Consider the following 12,923-nt stretch of genomic DNA (forward strand, 5'->3'; position numbering starts at 1 on the left):
CCGACCTGCGGGACCGATCCTGGCAGAGCCCTCTATCGCAAGCCAGATGAAAGCCCCGCTCGGCTTTGAGCGCTGTCGTGCCGCCGTGCACCTGCGCGCGCGATGCGCTACAGGGCAGGGGTCCGGCCTCCGGCGGCGGCCGGGCGCCCGATTCGGCCTTGCGGCCATGCGATGCCGCCATGGTCCGACGCGGAGCCCGGCATGAGCGACAGCAGCAACACCTTCAAGAAGGCGCCCAAGCGCAAGCCCTCGAAGGGCAAGAGCGTCAGCGTCTCTCCCGAGATGCGGCAGGCCTATGCCGACCTGATCCGGGAGCGCGCCGAGAAGCAGGAGGCCTACGGCCGCCACCTGCCGCAGGACGAGACGCGGCGCCGGTAGGGCACAGCGCCGCCGCACCCTCGGATCAGCGCTTCCGCACGAACTCGGTGCGCAGGACCAAGCCCTTGATGGTGTCGTGGCGGCAGTCGATCTCCTCCGGGTCGTCCGTGAGCCGGATCGACCGGATGACCGTGCCCTGCTTCAGGGTCTGGTTCGCGCCCTTGACCTTCAGGTCCTTGATCAGCGTCACCGAATCGCCGTCGGCGAGGACGTTGCCGGCTGCGTCGCGGACCGCCGCCTTCTCGGGAGCCGCGCCCGCCGCCCCGGGCGGGAGCCACTCGCCCGTCGCCTCGTCGTAGACGTAAGCCTCGTCGTCGCCGTTCAAATCCTGAGCCCCCGGTTCGGATCGGGGCCGGGTCCGGTCAGGATCTCGCAGGCCCGTCATCCGCGCGCGTCCCGGCGCATCGAACTCGTCGCGGAGTCGGCGCGGGACGCCCCGAGCTTAACCGATCGGACCGGCCCCGCGCGAGAGCGGTGGGGCCGGCCCGACCGAGCGCCTTACCGCTTCAGCGGGCCGGCCTCGATCACGTCCTCGACCGTGCGCAGGCCGGCGCGCGGGGAGTTGACCAGGCAGGCCATGTTGCCCGGCGGATGCTGGTTCTTCCACATCTTGGTGTGGGCCTGGGGAATCTTGTCCCAGGGGAACACCTCGCTCATACACGGGTCGATGCGCTGGTCGAGCACGAACTGGTTCGCCGCCGAGGCCTGCTTGAGGTGGGCGAAGTGCGAGCCCTGGATGCGCTTCTGCCGCATCCAGACGTAGCGGGCGTCGAAGGTGATGTTGAAGCCGGTCGTGCCGGCGCAGAACACCACCATGCCGCCGCGCTTTACCACCAGCGCCGAGACCGGGAAGGTCGCCTCGCCGGGATGCTCGAAGACGATGTCGACGTCCTGCTTGCCGGTGATGTCCCAGATCGCCTTGCCGAACTTCCGCGCCTCCTTGGTCCAGGCGTGGAACTCAGGGCTGTTCACCTTCGGGAGTTGCCCCCAGCAATTGTAGTCCTTGCGGTTGATGACGCCCTTGGCACCGAGGCTCATCACGTAGTCGCGCTTCGACTCGTCCGAGATCACCGCGATGGCGTTGGCGCCGGAGGCCGCGCAGAGCTGCACGCCGAACACGCCGAGACCGCCCGAGGCGCCCCAGATCAGCACATTCTGGCCCGGCCGGACCGTGTGCGGCGCGTGGCCGAACAGCATGCGGTAGGCGGTGGCGAGGGTGAGCGTGTAGCAGGCAGCCTCCTCCCAGGTGAGGTGCTTCGGGCGGTGCATCAGCTGGCGCGACTGCACCCGGCAGAACTGCGCGAAGGAACCGTCCCCGGTCTCGTAGCCCCAGATCCGCTGGGTCGGCGAGAACATCGGGTCGCCGCCGTTGCACTCCTCATCGTCGCCGTCATCCTGGTTGCAGTGGACGATGACTTCGTCGCCGACCTTCCAGCGCTTCACCTTGGCGCCGACCTTCCAGACGATACCGGACGCGTCCGAACCGGCGATGTGATACTCGCCCTTGTGCACGTCGAACGGCGAGATCGGCTCGCCGAGGCCGGCCCAGACGCCGTTGTAGTTGACGCCCGCCGCCATGACGTAGACCAGCACCTCGTCGTCGCCGATCTCCCAGACCGGCAGCACTTCGAGCTGGTGGGACTGTTCCGGGGGTCCGTGGCGCTCGCGCCGGATCGCCCAGGCATACATCTTGGCCGGCACATGACCCAGCGGCGGGATTTCGCCCATCTCGTAGAGGTCCTTGACCTCCCCGTTCGTGGGGACCGCAGTGCTCGCAGCCATCTCGCTCTCCTCTCGTCCCGCGTGGTTCTCACGGCCGCGGTTCTCTTCCGCGCTATAGCGGCGATGATCGAGCCGTCCAAGTGGGCCGAAAGTCGAAACCCGATCGTTCCCGGCATGAAAAAGCCGCTCGCACTCGGCCGGCGCCCGCGTATTCAAATTCGCCTTTCCGGCAGACCAAGTATTATTCGGCGGCCGCCCTGCGGGTGTCGATCACGAGACCTTTCTCGACTCCGCGGGCGTAGTCTCGGTAGACTTTATACCAGGGGGCCAGGCAGGATTTCGGACCGGCCTCATGTAGGCCTCCTTCGGTGAGCGGAGCTGGCACGCGGGCGCCGGGCTGGATCGGCGCCTCCGTCAAATCGGGCTGTCCCGGCGGGCAAGTTTTTTAAACGCCGCTTGAGGCCCACCAGGGCCCCCTTGCACTTCTGTCCCGGATGACGCGTGCCCAAGCCTTCGCTACGGTGCCCGCAAGGCTGCGCCCGGCGCGCGGATAGAAAGATCATATGGAGGCGAGGGATGGGCGCGAGCGTCGCGGAGACCAAGAGCGACAAGTCTAGCCGCGACAAGCCGTGGATCATCCGCACCTATGCGGGGCACTCGACCGCGGCGGAGTCCAACAAGCTCTATCGGGGCAACCTCGCCAAGGGCCAGACCGGTCTTTCGGTCGCTTTCGACCTGCCGACCCAGACGGGCTACGATCCCGATCACGAGCTGTCCCGCGGCGAGGTCGGTAAGGTCGGCGTCTCGATCGCGCATCTCGGCGACATGCGGACCCTGTTCCAGGACATTCCGCTCGCCCAGATGAACACCTCGATGACGATCAACGCCACGGCCCCCTGGCTGCTGGCGCTCTATCTCGCGGTGGCCGAGGAGCAGGGCGCGCCGATCGCCGCCCTCCAGGGCACGACCCAGAACGACATCATCAAGGAGTACCTGTCGCGCGGCACCTACGTGTTCCCGCCCGCGCCGTCCCTCCGGCTCACCAAGGACGTGATCCTGTTCACGACCAAGAACGTGCCGAAGTGGAACCCGATGAACGTCTGCTCCTATCACCTGCAGGAGGCGGGGGCGACGCCGGTCCAGGAGCTGTCCTATGCGCTGGCCATCGCCATCGCGGTGCTCGACACCGTGCGCGAGGATCCCGAATTCGACGCCGCGAGCTTCCCCGAGGTGTTCGGCCGGATCTCGTTCTTCGTGAATGCGGGGCTCCGGTTCGTCACCGAGATCTGCAAGATGCGGGCGTTCTCCGAGCTCTGGGACGAGATCGCCCGGGAGCGCTACGGCATCGACGATCCGAAGAAGCGCATCTTCCGCTACGGCGTGCAGGTGAATTCCCTGGGGCTCACCGAGCAGCAGCCCGAGAACAACGTCCACCGCATCCTGATCGAGATGCTGGCCGTGACGCTCTCGAAGCGCGCCCGCGCCCGCGCGGTGCAGCTCCCGGCCTGGAACGAGGCGCTCGGCCTGCCGCGGCCGTGGGACCAGCAATGGTCCATGCGCATGCAGCAGATCCTGGCCTTCGAGACCGACCTGCTCGAATACGACGACATCTTCGACGGCAGCCACGTGATTGAGGCCAAGGTCGAGGAGCTGAAGGCGCAGACCCGCGCCGAGCTGGAGCGGATCGGCGGCATCGGCGGCGCGGTCGCCGCCGTCGAGACCGGCGCGCTCAAGCGCGCGCTGGTGGAGTCCAATGCCCGGCGGATCTCGGCCATCGAGGCCGGCGAGCAGATCGTCGTCGGCGTCAACAAGTGGCAGCAGGGCGAGCCGTCACCGCTCACCGCCGGGGAGGGGGCGATCTTCTCCGTCTCCGAGACCGTCGAGATGGAGGCGCAGAGCCGGATCCGCGAGTGGCGCGGCCGCCGCGACGAGAACGCCGTGGGCCAGGCCCTTGACGCCCTCGAGCAGGCGGCGCGTTCCGGCGCCAATATCATGCCGCCCTCGATCGCGGCCGCGAAGGCCGGGGTCACCACCGGCGAGTGGGGCGCGCGCCTGCGCGCGGTCTTCGGCGAGTACCGGGCACCCACCGGCGTCACCGTGGAGACGGTCTCCAGCGGGGCGGCCGAGGAAGCCAAGCTCCTGATCGCCGATCTCGGCGAGCGGTTGGGCGAGACGCCGAAGCTCGTGGTCGGCAAGCCCGGCCTCGACGGACATTCCAACGGCGCCGAGCAGATCGCGCTCCGCGCCCGGGATGTCGGCTTCGACGTTACCTACGACGGCATCCGCCAGACGCCGGCCGAGATCGTCGCCAAGGCGAAGGAGACCGGCGCCCACGTGGTCGGCCTGTCGATCCTGTCGGGGAGCCACGTGCCGCTGGTGCGCGAGGTCCGGGCCAAGATGCGGGAGGCAGGGCTCGATCACGTTCCCGTCGTGGTCGGCGGCATCATCTCGCCCGAGGACGAACTGGTCCTCAAGAACATGGGCGTGCGCGCCGTCTACACGCCGAAGGACTACGCCATCGACCAGATCATGGTCGGGCTCGCCAAGGTCGTGGAGAAGAGCCTGGACCGTCGGAACGGCGCGTCGGATCGCCCCCATGAGGGAGCGCAGGTCTACTGAGCCGGCGGTCCGGGTCCCGCATCCGGGGTGTCGCGGCAGGTACGCGGCGCCCCCCCGGCTGATCCCCCTCACGATCACCCGCGGGATCGCGTAGGACGGCGCGATGCCGTCCGCGCTGTCTACGATCATCCTCCTCGCCGTCCCGTTCGCCGCGGCCCTGTCGGCCGGGCTGATCCTGCGCCTGCGCCCGTTCCTGCAGCGCTACGCCCTGGCTCGGCCGAACGCCCGCTCCAGCCACACCGTGCCGACACCCCAGGGGGGTGGGATCGCCGTGGTGACGGCGGTGGTCACGGTCTCGGGCCTTCTCATCGCGGCCCCCGAGATCGGCGGCCGGCCGGACTGGCTCTGGCTCGCCGGCTGCACGCTGGCCCTGGCGGTGCTCGGCGCCGTGGACGACGTGCGCCCCCTGCCGGCCGCGTTCCGATTCGCCGTGCACGCCGTGGCGGTCGGCCTGCTGGTCTGGCACCTCGACGGGCGGCTCCTGCCCGGGACCCCTCTCTGGCTCGAGCGCGGCCTCGCCCTGCTCGCCGGCGTGTGGTTCGTGAACCTGACGAACTTCATGGACGGGCTCGACTGGATGACGGTGGCCGAGACCGTTCCGGTGGCCAGCGCCCTGATGCTGCTCGGCCTCGCCGGTTCCCTGCCGCCGCTGCCGGCGCTGGTGGCGGCCTGCCTCCTGGGGGCAGTGCTGGGCTTCGCGCCGTTCAACCGTCCGGTCGCGAGACTCTTTCTCGGAGATGTCGGCTCGCTGCCGATCGGGCTCGTCACCGCTTGGCTGCTCTGCCAGCTCGCCCTGGCGGGCGGCTTCGCGGCCGCCCTGCTGCTGCCGCTCGTCTACCTCGCCGATGCCAGCCTGACGCTCATCGCCCGCGCCGCCCGGGGCGAGCGGGTCTGGGAGGCGCATCGGGGGCACTACTACCAACGAGCCACCCTCAACGGCCTGAGCGTCCCGGGCATCGTGACGCGGGTGTTCGGGGTGAACTGCGCGCTGGCGGCGCTCGCCGCCGCGACCTTGCTTTGGCCGTCCTGGCCGGTCACCCTCGCGGCCCTGGCAGCCGGGCTCGCCCTGGTCGCCGCCCTGCTCCGCCGCTTCGCCCGCGCCCCGGCGCGGGCCCCAGCCGAAGGTGCCGCTCAGCCGTGACCGGACTCATCGCGCTCACCGGGGCGACCGGATTCATCGGCCGCCACCTGCTCGCCGATCTCACGGCCCGCGGCTTCCGGGTCCGGGTGCTGCTGCGCCGCCCGACGGCCCTTCCCGAGGGGGCCGCGAGCGCGGTGGTCGGCGACCTGACCCGCCCGATCAACATGGCGGCCGCGCTGGCCGGCGTCGACGCGGTGGTGCATTCGGCCGGCCTCGCCCACGCGATGTCGGGCGCCCCCGAGGACGATTACCGCACCCTCAACACCGAGGCGACGCGTAAGCTCGCGGAGGCGGCGGCCCGGGCGAAGGTGCGCCGATTCGTGTTCCTGTCCTCGATCCGCGCCCAGGTCGGCGCGAGCGCACCGGGCGTGGTCGGGGAGGGCGATCCCGCCCGGCCCACCGATGCCTACGGCCGCTCCAAGCTGGAGGCTGAGCGGGCGCTGGCCGAGACCGGGCTCGATTGGGTCGCGCTCCGCCCGGTGCTGGTCTACGGGGCGGGGGTGAAGGGCAACATGGCCGCACTCCTGCGGCTCGCCCGCAGCCCCTATCCGCTGCCGCTGGGCGGCCTCGCCGCGCGGCGATCGCTGATCGCGCTGGAGAGCCTGTCAGGCGCCGTGGATGCGGTGCTGCGGGCACCAGCCCCGTTGAATCGGGCCCTCATCGCGGCCGATCCGGACCCGCTGAGCCTGCCCGAGATGATCGCGGCCTTGCGCCAGGGACTCGGCCGCGGCCCGGGGCTGATGCCGGTGCCGGCCGGGCTGCTCAAGCTGGCCTGCCGCATGACCGGGCGGGAGGCCCAGTTCACCCGCATCGCGGAGGGGCTGGTGGCCCGCGCCGACGGCCTCGCGGCGCTCGGCTGGCGGCCGGCCGGATCGACCCGGGATGGGCTGGCGCGACTGGCACGCAACGGAGCGTGAGTTCACCGGACCGGCCTTTCCATCCACCGCTCATCCCGAGGTGCCGGAGCGCAGCGGAGGCCTCGAAGGAGACCTCCAGGGATCGCGGCGCTCTCTGGATGGCTCCTTCGAGACTGCGTCGCAGCACTTCAGGATGGGGGATGGATGGGATGACGCAGGCCGTCGACCGGGACGGCCGAACGCATCAGCCAATGACCGCGGGTGTTACTCTGGCAAGCGGCGGCCCCTCGGCCGTAGCCCCATCGGCCGCCGCCGGCACGCGCTCCGCCCGCTGCGCCGCGCGCTCCCGGAAATGCGGCACCGCCGCCTCGAATACCGCCTCGGCGGCCCCCCGGTCGCCCGCCGCCACGACGGACCGCAGCTGCGACACCCAGCCATCGAGCCGCACCCGGTCGGCGAAGACCGGCCGGGCCGCCATCACCCCGTCGATGCCCGGCAGGGCCACGCGCGGCTCCTCGCGGGCGAACAGGATCTCGTTGAGCCGCTCCCCCGGCCGGGCGCCCGTGAAGGCGACCTCGATCTCGGTGCCGGGCTCGAACCCCGCCAACCGGATCATCCGCTCGGCGAGATCCGCGATCCGCACAGGCTGGCCCATCTTGAGCACGTAGACCGCGGCACGCTCGGACTCCGCGACGGCGCGCCCCTCGCCGTCGGCGTGCGAGGCGGCCGTGAGCACGAGGTCGCAGGCCTCGCGCACGGTCATGAAGTAGCGGACCATATCGGGATGCGTGACCGTGACCGGGCCGCCGCGGGCGATCTGCGCCTTGAACACCGGCACCACGGAGCCCACGGAGCCGAGCACGTTGCCGAAGCGCACGGCGATCAGCCGTGTGGGGTGGTCCGGCCTGGTGGATTGCTCGGCGTCGAGGGCTTGAGCAACCATCTCGGCGAAGCGCTTCGTGACGCCGAGCTGCGAGACCGGCTCGATCGCCTTGTCGGTGGAGATCATCACCAGGGCCCGGGCGCCCGCCGCCACCGCCGCCTCGGCGACGTTGATCGAGCCGAACACGTTGGTCTTGATGCCCTCCTGCCAGTCCCGCTCCAGGTAGGGCACCTGCTTCAGCGCGGCGGCATGCAGCACGAAATCCGGCCTGAACGCGATGATCACCTGATGCGTCCGCTCCCGGTCGCGGATGTCCGCCAGGACGCCGGTCACCGCGGCCTCCGCGGCCAGGATCGCGGGATGGCTGAGGATGCCGTGGAGCGCCGGCTCGGAGGATTCGAGCACCAGAACCGCGGCGGCCCCGAAGGCCACGGCCCGCAGGCAGATCTCGGAGCCGATCGAGCCGCCGCCGCCCGTCACCACCACCCGGCGGCCGGTGAGGAACGCCTCCAGCCGCGCCCGGTCGATGGCGACCGTCGGGCGCAGCAGCAGGTCCTCGATTTCCAGGGGCGCCAGTTCCGGCCCCTGCGCGCCCTCCCCGAGGCCGGCCACACGGGCCAGCGGCAGGCCGAGCCGTCGGGCGCGGGCGATGAGGTCGTCGGGCGCGGCCTCCGGGACGAGGGCGCTCGGCGCGGCGACCAGCCGCCGCACCGGCTCGCCCCGGGTACCGAGGTCGGCCACCACCCGTTCGAGATCCGGGAAGCCCCCGAGCACGGGCACGCCGCGCATGAACTGGCCGCGCTCGTCTGCCCGGGGCGAGAGGATGCCCCGGGGCGCCAGCTTCTTCACCGATCCCGCCTCGATCGCCCGGATCAGCACGTCCATGTCGGCCCCGCGCCCGAGCAGCAGGGTCGGAACGGTGGCGGCCCGGGCGCTCGATTGCCGGGATCGGGTGTCCTTGAGGTAGCGGAAGGCGAGACGCGTGCCGCCCAGGAAGAAGATCTGCAGGACCCAGTAGAGCAGGATCGCGATCTTGCCGAAGAAATAGAACCCGTACAGGTCGGACGAGACCAGGACCCAGTCGATCACCAGCAGCGCCAGCGCCAGCACGCTGGCCGCGCGTACGATCCCGGCGAGATCCTGCAGCGATGCGAAGCGCCACTTGGTCCGGTAAAGCCGGAAGTGGCCGTAGACGAGTCCCGCGAAGACCAGGAACGGCGGCAGCAGCAGGGGCAGGGCGTGCAGGCGCTCGGCGAGCATGCCGCCCTGAAAACGGAACAGGAAGGTGAGCACCACGGCGGCAGCGGTCGCCGCGAGGTCGTGGGCCACCATCACCGCGGTCTTGTAGAGGCGCTGCTGCATCGGGTGCCGGATGGGGTGGCGGGGGTATCCGCCGCGGCACCCGCCCTGTCAACGCGAGGCAGCCGCCGCGCGCCACACGGACGTGCGACCGACAGTCCCCTACTTCACGATCGCGCCCGAGAAGCCGGTCTTGAAATTCTTCTGGTAGGCTCGCGCCTTGAGCGGATAAACCTTGTCGACGAGCAGCAGCCGGACGCGCTCGTTGAAATCTTCGGTCGTCACCGTCTGGGCCCGACCGGTTATCAGGGTCCGTGCCATCGTCACCTCCGCAATGTCGCCCAGGGCACAGGATTGCGCGGAGGGTCTCCTTTACTTGGGGCGCGGGCGACGGATTACAAACGAATCTTGTCAGGTCAGTGCGCGGGCCGCGGCGCCCGCCGCGTCGTCGACCCGGTCGATATCCGGGGCGTCGATGCGCCGGTAGCGGGCCTGGATCAATCCGAAGGCTCCGAAGGCCGCGTGGCCCGCCGCAACGAGGCCGAGGAGAATCGAGCCATAGGGCTGGGCGCGCAGCAGCGCGAAGGCCTCGGCCAGCCCCTTGGCATCGGAGGAGCGCTGGTGCCACGCCGCCGCAACGAGGAACCCGCCGATGATCAGAAACGCCAAGCCCCGCGCCGCGTAGCCGAAGCGGCCGATCGGGCCGGCCCAGCGCTCGCGCGCCGTGGCATCCAGGGCGAGCCGGTCGGTGACGTCACCGCGCCACGCCTTGCCGATGAAGCCGAATCCGCCTCCGACGATCGCGAGGCCGCCGAGCGCCACGAGCCAGCGGCCGAAGGGCTTGGCCAGAAGCCAAGCCGTCCCGTCGTGCATGCCGTCGCCGCCACTCATCCCGAGGCCGAGGCTGAGCGAGGCGGCGCTCGCGGCGAGACCGAGATAGAGCACCGCACTGATCAGGTGGGCACCGCGCACCGCCAGCCCCTTGGCCGAGGTACCACGCCGGTCCGCATCCGTGATCCCCTCGACGAGGCGCCAGAGCGCGAAGCCGAGCAGGCCCAGCGCGATGAGCCCCACCAGAACCACACCGAACGGCCCGGCGAGCACGAAGCGCAGGGCATCCTTGCTGTCGCCGGCCCGCCCCCCATGCCCGAGAGCCGCGAGCAGCGCCAAGGCGCCCACCACGATGTAGACCGCCCCGCGCGCGCCGTAGCCGAGGCGGGCGATGCGCTCGATCGTGTTGCGTCCGCCCGGGAGCTGCCTCATGGGCGACCCCGGGAGGCGTGGGCTTCGATGTTCGTCACAGGCAGGATCCAGGCAAGCGGGACCGGCCAACGCCCAGCGGCCCGGACTCGATCCCTTGCCGGCACAACGATCCGGCTACCGCTACATCGGTGTCCGCTCGGTCCGGCCGGCGAGCGCCACGTAGAAGCCGAGCCCGTCCTGGGCCGGGAGGGTCTGCAGGCGCTCGATCAGGCCGCGCCGTTTCGCGTCGAGGAGCAGGCGCCCGGCCGGCTGGAACAGGGTCTCGCCGCCGCCCTCCGGCGGCGGATCGAGGCGGATCGCCACGGTCTTGCCCTTGGCGAAGCGGCTGCGCTCCAGCATGTCCTTCAGCGAGGCCTCGGCGGTGGCCCGATTGGCACCGCGCAGGTCAAGCACCGATTCCGCGTCCGTCACACCGAGGGAGCCGCGCAGCTTGGCCGCGTAGAAGTCTTCGAAATGGGGCAAGTCGATGCCTTGATGCTCTGCCGGGCCGGGACAGCCGGCCGTTGCGATCGGGTGCGGCTCAGAAGGTGAGACCGCGATAGATGTCGCCCACCGGCACGGCGCCATCAAGCTCCGGGAGCGTCACGGAACCGTCGAACCGGAATGCCGCCACGCCCCAGTCGTCCCCTCCGCGCCGCAGACCTCGACTCGCGCCTCGTCGGAATGGACGATCGGCAGGACCGCCCCCCGCGGCCCTGCCAGGGAATCGAGCCGTCCCGCTGGATTCATGCCGATCCGCTGATGCCGCTCCCGCGGCGGCGGCATGAGCACCGGCGCGCCGTCGAGCAGCTCCCAGCGCTCGTGCTCCGGACGCGTCTCCGCCCAGCGCCTGTATTCGGCGACGCTCATGGACGCGTCGCGCTTCGCGGCCCATGCCATGCCGGCCTCCGATCGCGATTCGATGATAGCACAGGCCGGAGGATCGCCGCGACGGGCTCAGTCGGCTCCGAGCTGCGCCGTCGCCAGCACCGCGCCGGCATCCAGGAAGCGCTGCGGGTCGATCGGCTCGCCGTCGATGCGGGTCTCGTAGTGCAGATGCGCCCCCGTAGAGCGTCCGGTCGAGCCGACGGAGCCGATCACGTCGCCCGCCGCAACACGCTGGCCCGGGCGCACGGCGATACGGGCGAGATGGCCGAACCGGGTGGTCAGGCCGTGGCCGTGGTCGATCTCGACCATGTTGCCATAGCCGCCTGCGGGCTCCGCGGCGATCACCCGACCGGGTGCGGTGGCGCGGGCGGGCTCACCGTAATCCGCTTTCAGGTCGAGGCCCGTGTGCAGGGCGAGCCCGCGGGTGAACGGGTCGAGGCGCGCGCCAAATGGACTCGACACGGCCGCCTCGCCCCGGATCGGCCGGCCCAGCGGCAGCGCCGCGGCGAGCCGGCGCAGGCGCTCGCCGTCGCCGAGCGCCCGGCGAGCCAGCGCCAGGCCGGCGTCGAACCCGCTTCCGTCCAGTGTACGGGGGGCGAGCGGAACCAGCGGTCCACCGACGCCCGCGGACGGTGTCGGGGCCTCGAATCGCCCGAGGTCGAGACCGGTGCGGCCGATCAGGCCGCGCAGCCGCCGGACTTCGTCCCCGGCCCGGGCGGCCAGACGGGCGAGGCGCTCGCCCTGGGCGGCCTGCAGGCCGTCGAGGCGCGCCTCCAGGCGGATCAGCCCGGTCTCGGCATCGCGTGCGCTCCGGCGGGGGAGGGGCCGGGTGGCGGACCGGAACGGGGCGGCCCCGTCCGATGGGCGCAGGAGGAGCCCGTCGCCGGCCTCGTCCTGAACCGCATCGGGGCGCGGCGGCAGCGCGCCGGTGGCGATCGAATCGGTCAGGCCCTGCCGTTCGAGAGCCGCCAGGGCCGCCGTGCGCCGCTCCAGCTCGGCCTGACGCTCCAACGCCGCCGAGACCCGGTCGGCCAAGCTCTCCGCGGTCCCGGCCAGGTCGCGCCGGTCGCGGTCCAGCAGGTCCCGCAGCTCGGCGAGCCGCGTCTCGTAGGCGTCCCGCATGGCGCCCTGGCGAGCCACGAACCCGGCGAGCACGTCGTCGTGGAACACGACCAGGTAGGAGGCCCCGAGCGCCCAGAGGAGCGCGAGGGCGAAGCCGGCGGCGAGCCAGGGCGTGGGCCGGCGCGGGATGAAACGCGTGAGGATCTTCGGAGCGTGCATCGGGACGGCTTCGCGGGAGCCGTATTCAGTCCTCAGTAAGGTTAAAGATCCGTCGCGGGTCCGCGATGCAAGTCGGTCCGGTCAGGGGAGCGCGCGCGCCGCTTCGAGCACCGCCTCGGCATGGCCCGGCACCTTCACCTTCGGCCAGATCTTCGCGATGCGTCCCTCGCGGTCGACCAGCACGGTGGTGCGCTCCACGCCCATGTACTTGCGCCCGTACATGCTTTTCTCGACCCAGACGCCGTAGGCCTCGAGCACGCTCTTGTCCTCGTCCGAGGCCAGCGGGAAGGAGAGACCATATTTGCCGCAGAACTTGTCATGGCTCTTCACCGGGTCGGGCGAGAGACCGATGACCTTCGTGTCGGCCTCCGCGAAGGCCGGCAGGAGACCATTGAAGTCCTGTGCCTCCAGGGTGCAGCCGCTCGTGTCGTCCTTCGGGTAGAAATAGAGCACGATTTTGTGACCCCTGAGCGCCGACAGGCCGACGCGCCCTCCCGCAGAGGCGGGCAGGTCGAAATCGGGGGCGAAGTCACCCTCGGACAAGGACATCGTGCCTTCCTTTCGGCCGATTGATGATGTGCAATCGATTGCGTGCCGGGCAGCACAAAGTTGC

At 71.0% G+C, this 12,923-nt stretch carries 13 protein-coding genes; 4 read left to right on the plus strand and 9 right to left on the minus strand.

Annotated features, from left to right (window positions below):
• Nucleotides 1-201 precede the first annotated feature (201 nt).
• The gene (locus ACYCO6_RS13185; RefSeq protein WP_459772207.1) at nucleotides 202-378 is read left to right on the plus strand and encodes a hypothetical protein; all 177 of its coding nucleotides are present in this window, start codon (nucleotides 202-204) and stop codon (nucleotides 376-378) included.
• 25 nt (nucleotides 379-403) lie between these two features.
• Here ACYCO6_RS13185 and ACYCO6_RS13190 read toward each other — a convergent pair whose 3' ends face one another.
• Nucleotides 404-703 (minus strand): alkylphosphonate utilization protein, encoded by a 300-nt coding sequence (locus tag ACYCO6_RS13190; RefSeq protein WP_459773558.1) that lies wholly within the window; start codon nucleotides 701-703, stop codon nucleotides 404-406.
• 173 nt (nucleotides 704-876) lie between these two features.
• Nucleotides 877-2,160 (minus strand): crotonyl-CoA carboxylase/reductase, encoded by a 1,284-nt coding sequence (ccrA, locus tag ACYCO6_RS13195; protein WP_459772208.1) that lies wholly within the window; start codon nucleotides 2,158-2,160, stop codon nucleotides 877-879.
• Nucleotides 2,161-2,676: 516 nt separating this feature from the next.
• Here ccrA and ACYCO6_RS13200 point away from each other — a divergent pair.
• The 3 genes from ACYCO6_RS13200 to ACYCO6_RS13210 all read left to right on the plus strand — a co-directional run bounded on the left by ACYCO6_RS13200 (nucleotide 2,677) and on the right by ACYCO6_RS13210 (nucleotide 6,777).
• Nucleotides 2,677-4,719 (plus strand): protein meaA, encoded by a 2,043-nt coding sequence (locus ACYCO6_RS13200; protein WP_459772209.1) that lies wholly within the window; start codon nucleotides 2,677-2,679, stop codon nucleotides 4,717-4,719.
• A 103-nt stretch (nucleotides 4,720-4,822) separates the two neighbouring features.
• Nucleotides 4,823-5,860, plus strand: coding sequence for an MraY family glycosyltransferase (locus ACYCO6_RS13205; RefSeq protein ID WP_459772210.1), 1,038 nt, complete (start codon nucleotides 4,823-4,825; stop codon nucleotides 5,858-5,860).
• Nucleotides 5,857-6,777 (plus strand): NAD-dependent epimerase/dehydratase family protein, encoded by a 921-nt coding sequence (locus tag ACYCO6_RS13210; RefSeq protein ID WP_459772211.1) that lies wholly within the window; start codon nucleotides 5,857-5,859, stop codon nucleotides 6,775-6,777. The genes ACYCO6_RS13205 and ACYCO6_RS13210 overlap by 4 nt, the downstream gene beginning before the upstream one ends.
• A 184-nt stretch (nucleotides 6,778-6,961) precedes the next feature.
• Here ACYCO6_RS13210 and ACYCO6_RS13215 read toward each other — a convergent pair whose 3' ends face one another.
• From ACYCO6_RS13215 to ACYCO6_RS13245, 7 genes are all read right to left on the minus strand, one after another.
• Entirely contained in the window at nucleotides 6,962-8,962 is a 2,001-nt protein-coding gene (locus ACYCO6_RS13215) for an SDR family NAD(P)-dependent oxidoreductase (protein ID WP_459772212.1), read from the minus strand.
• Between the two features lie 99 nt (nucleotides 8,963-9,061).
• The gene (locus ACYCO6_RS13220; RefSeq protein WP_459772213.1) at nucleotides 9,062-9,220 is read right to left on the minus strand and encodes a hypothetical protein; all 159 of its coding nucleotides are present in this window, start codon (nucleotides 9,218-9,220) and stop codon (nucleotides 9,062-9,064) included.
• A gap of 90 nt (nucleotides 9,221-9,310) precedes the next feature.
• Nucleotides 9,311-10,162 carry a DUF1206 domain-containing protein gene (locus tag ACYCO6_RS13225; RefSeq protein WP_459772214.1) on the minus strand — a complete coding sequence of 284 codons (852 nt, stop codon included), beginning with the start codon at nucleotides 10,160-10,162 and terminating at the stop codon, nucleotides 9,311-9,313.
• Between the two features lie 120 nt (nucleotides 10,163-10,282).
• The gene (locus ACYCO6_RS13230) at nucleotides 10,283-10,624 is read right to left on the minus strand and encodes a hypothetical protein (protein ID WP_459772215.1); all 342 of its coding nucleotides are present in this window, start codon (nucleotides 10,622-10,624) and stop codon (nucleotides 10,283-10,285) included.
• A gap of 120 nt (nucleotides 10,625-10,744) precedes the next feature.
• On the minus strand, nucleotides 10,745-11,041 hold the full coding sequence (locus tag ACYCO6_RS13235) for a hypothetical protein (protein ID WP_459772216.1): 297 nt from the start codon (nucleotides 11,039-11,041) through the stop codon (nucleotides 10,745-10,747).
• 57 nt (nucleotides 11,042-11,098) lie between these two features.
• The gene (locus ACYCO6_RS13240; RefSeq protein ID WP_459772217.1) at nucleotides 11,099-12,310 is read right to left on the minus strand and encodes a M23 family metallopeptidase; all 1,212 of its coding nucleotides are present in this window, start codon (nucleotides 12,308-12,310) and stop codon (nucleotides 11,099-11,101) included.
• A gap of 81 nt (nucleotides 12,311-12,391) precedes the next feature.
• Nucleotides 12,392-12,859 (minus strand): peroxiredoxin, encoded by a 468-nt coding sequence (locus tag ACYCO6_RS13245; RefSeq protein WP_459772218.1) that lies wholly within the window; start codon nucleotides 12,857-12,859, stop codon nucleotides 12,392-12,394.
• Nucleotides 12,860-12,923: the final 64 nt, after the last annotated feature.

Source organism: Methylobacterium sp. CM6257 (genome assembly GCF_054611515.1).

Bases quoted from the DNA above. Each gene is read 5' to 3' on its own strand.
- ACYCO6_RS13185 (WP_459772207.1), top strand. From the start codon at position 202: ATGAGCGACAGCAGCAACACCTTCAAGAAGGCGCCCAAGCGCAAGCCC.
- ccrA (WP_459772208.1), bottom strand. From the start codon at position 2,160: ATGGCTGCGAGCACTGCGGTCCCCACGAACGGGGAGGTCAAGGACCTC.
- ACYCO6_RS13200 (WP_459772209.1), top strand. From the start codon at position 2,677: ATGGGCGCGAGCGTCGCGGAGACCAAGAGCGACAAGTCTAGCCGCGAC.
- ACYCO6_RS13205 (WP_459772210.1), top strand. From the start codon at position 4,823: ATGCCGTCCGCGCTGTCTACGATCATCCTCCTCGCCGTCCCGTTCGCC.
- ACYCO6_RS13215 (WP_459772212.1), bottom strand. From the start codon at position 8,962: ATGCAGCAGCGCCTCTACAAGACCGCGGTGATGGTGGCCCACGACCTC.
- ACYCO6_RS13220 (WP_459772213.1), bottom strand. From the start codon at position 9,220: ATGGCACGGACCCTGATAACCGGTCGGGCCCAGACGGTGACGACCGAA.
- ACYCO6_RS13225 (WP_459772214.1), bottom strand. From the start codon at position 10,162: ATGAGGCAGCTCCCGGGCGGACGCAACACGATCGAGCGCATCGCCCGC.
- ACYCO6_RS13235 (WP_459772216.1), bottom strand. From the start codon at position 11,041: ATGGCATGGGCCGCGAAGCGCGACGCGTCCATGAGCGTCGCCGAATAC.
- ACYCO6_RS13240 (WP_459772217.1), bottom strand. From the start codon at position 12,310: ATGCACGCTCCGAAGATCCTCACGCGTTTCATCCCGCGCCGGCCCACG.
- ACYCO6_RS13245 (WP_459772218.1), bottom strand. From the start codon at position 12,859: ATGTCCTTGTCCGAGGGTGACTTCGCCCCCGATTTCGACCTGCCCGCC.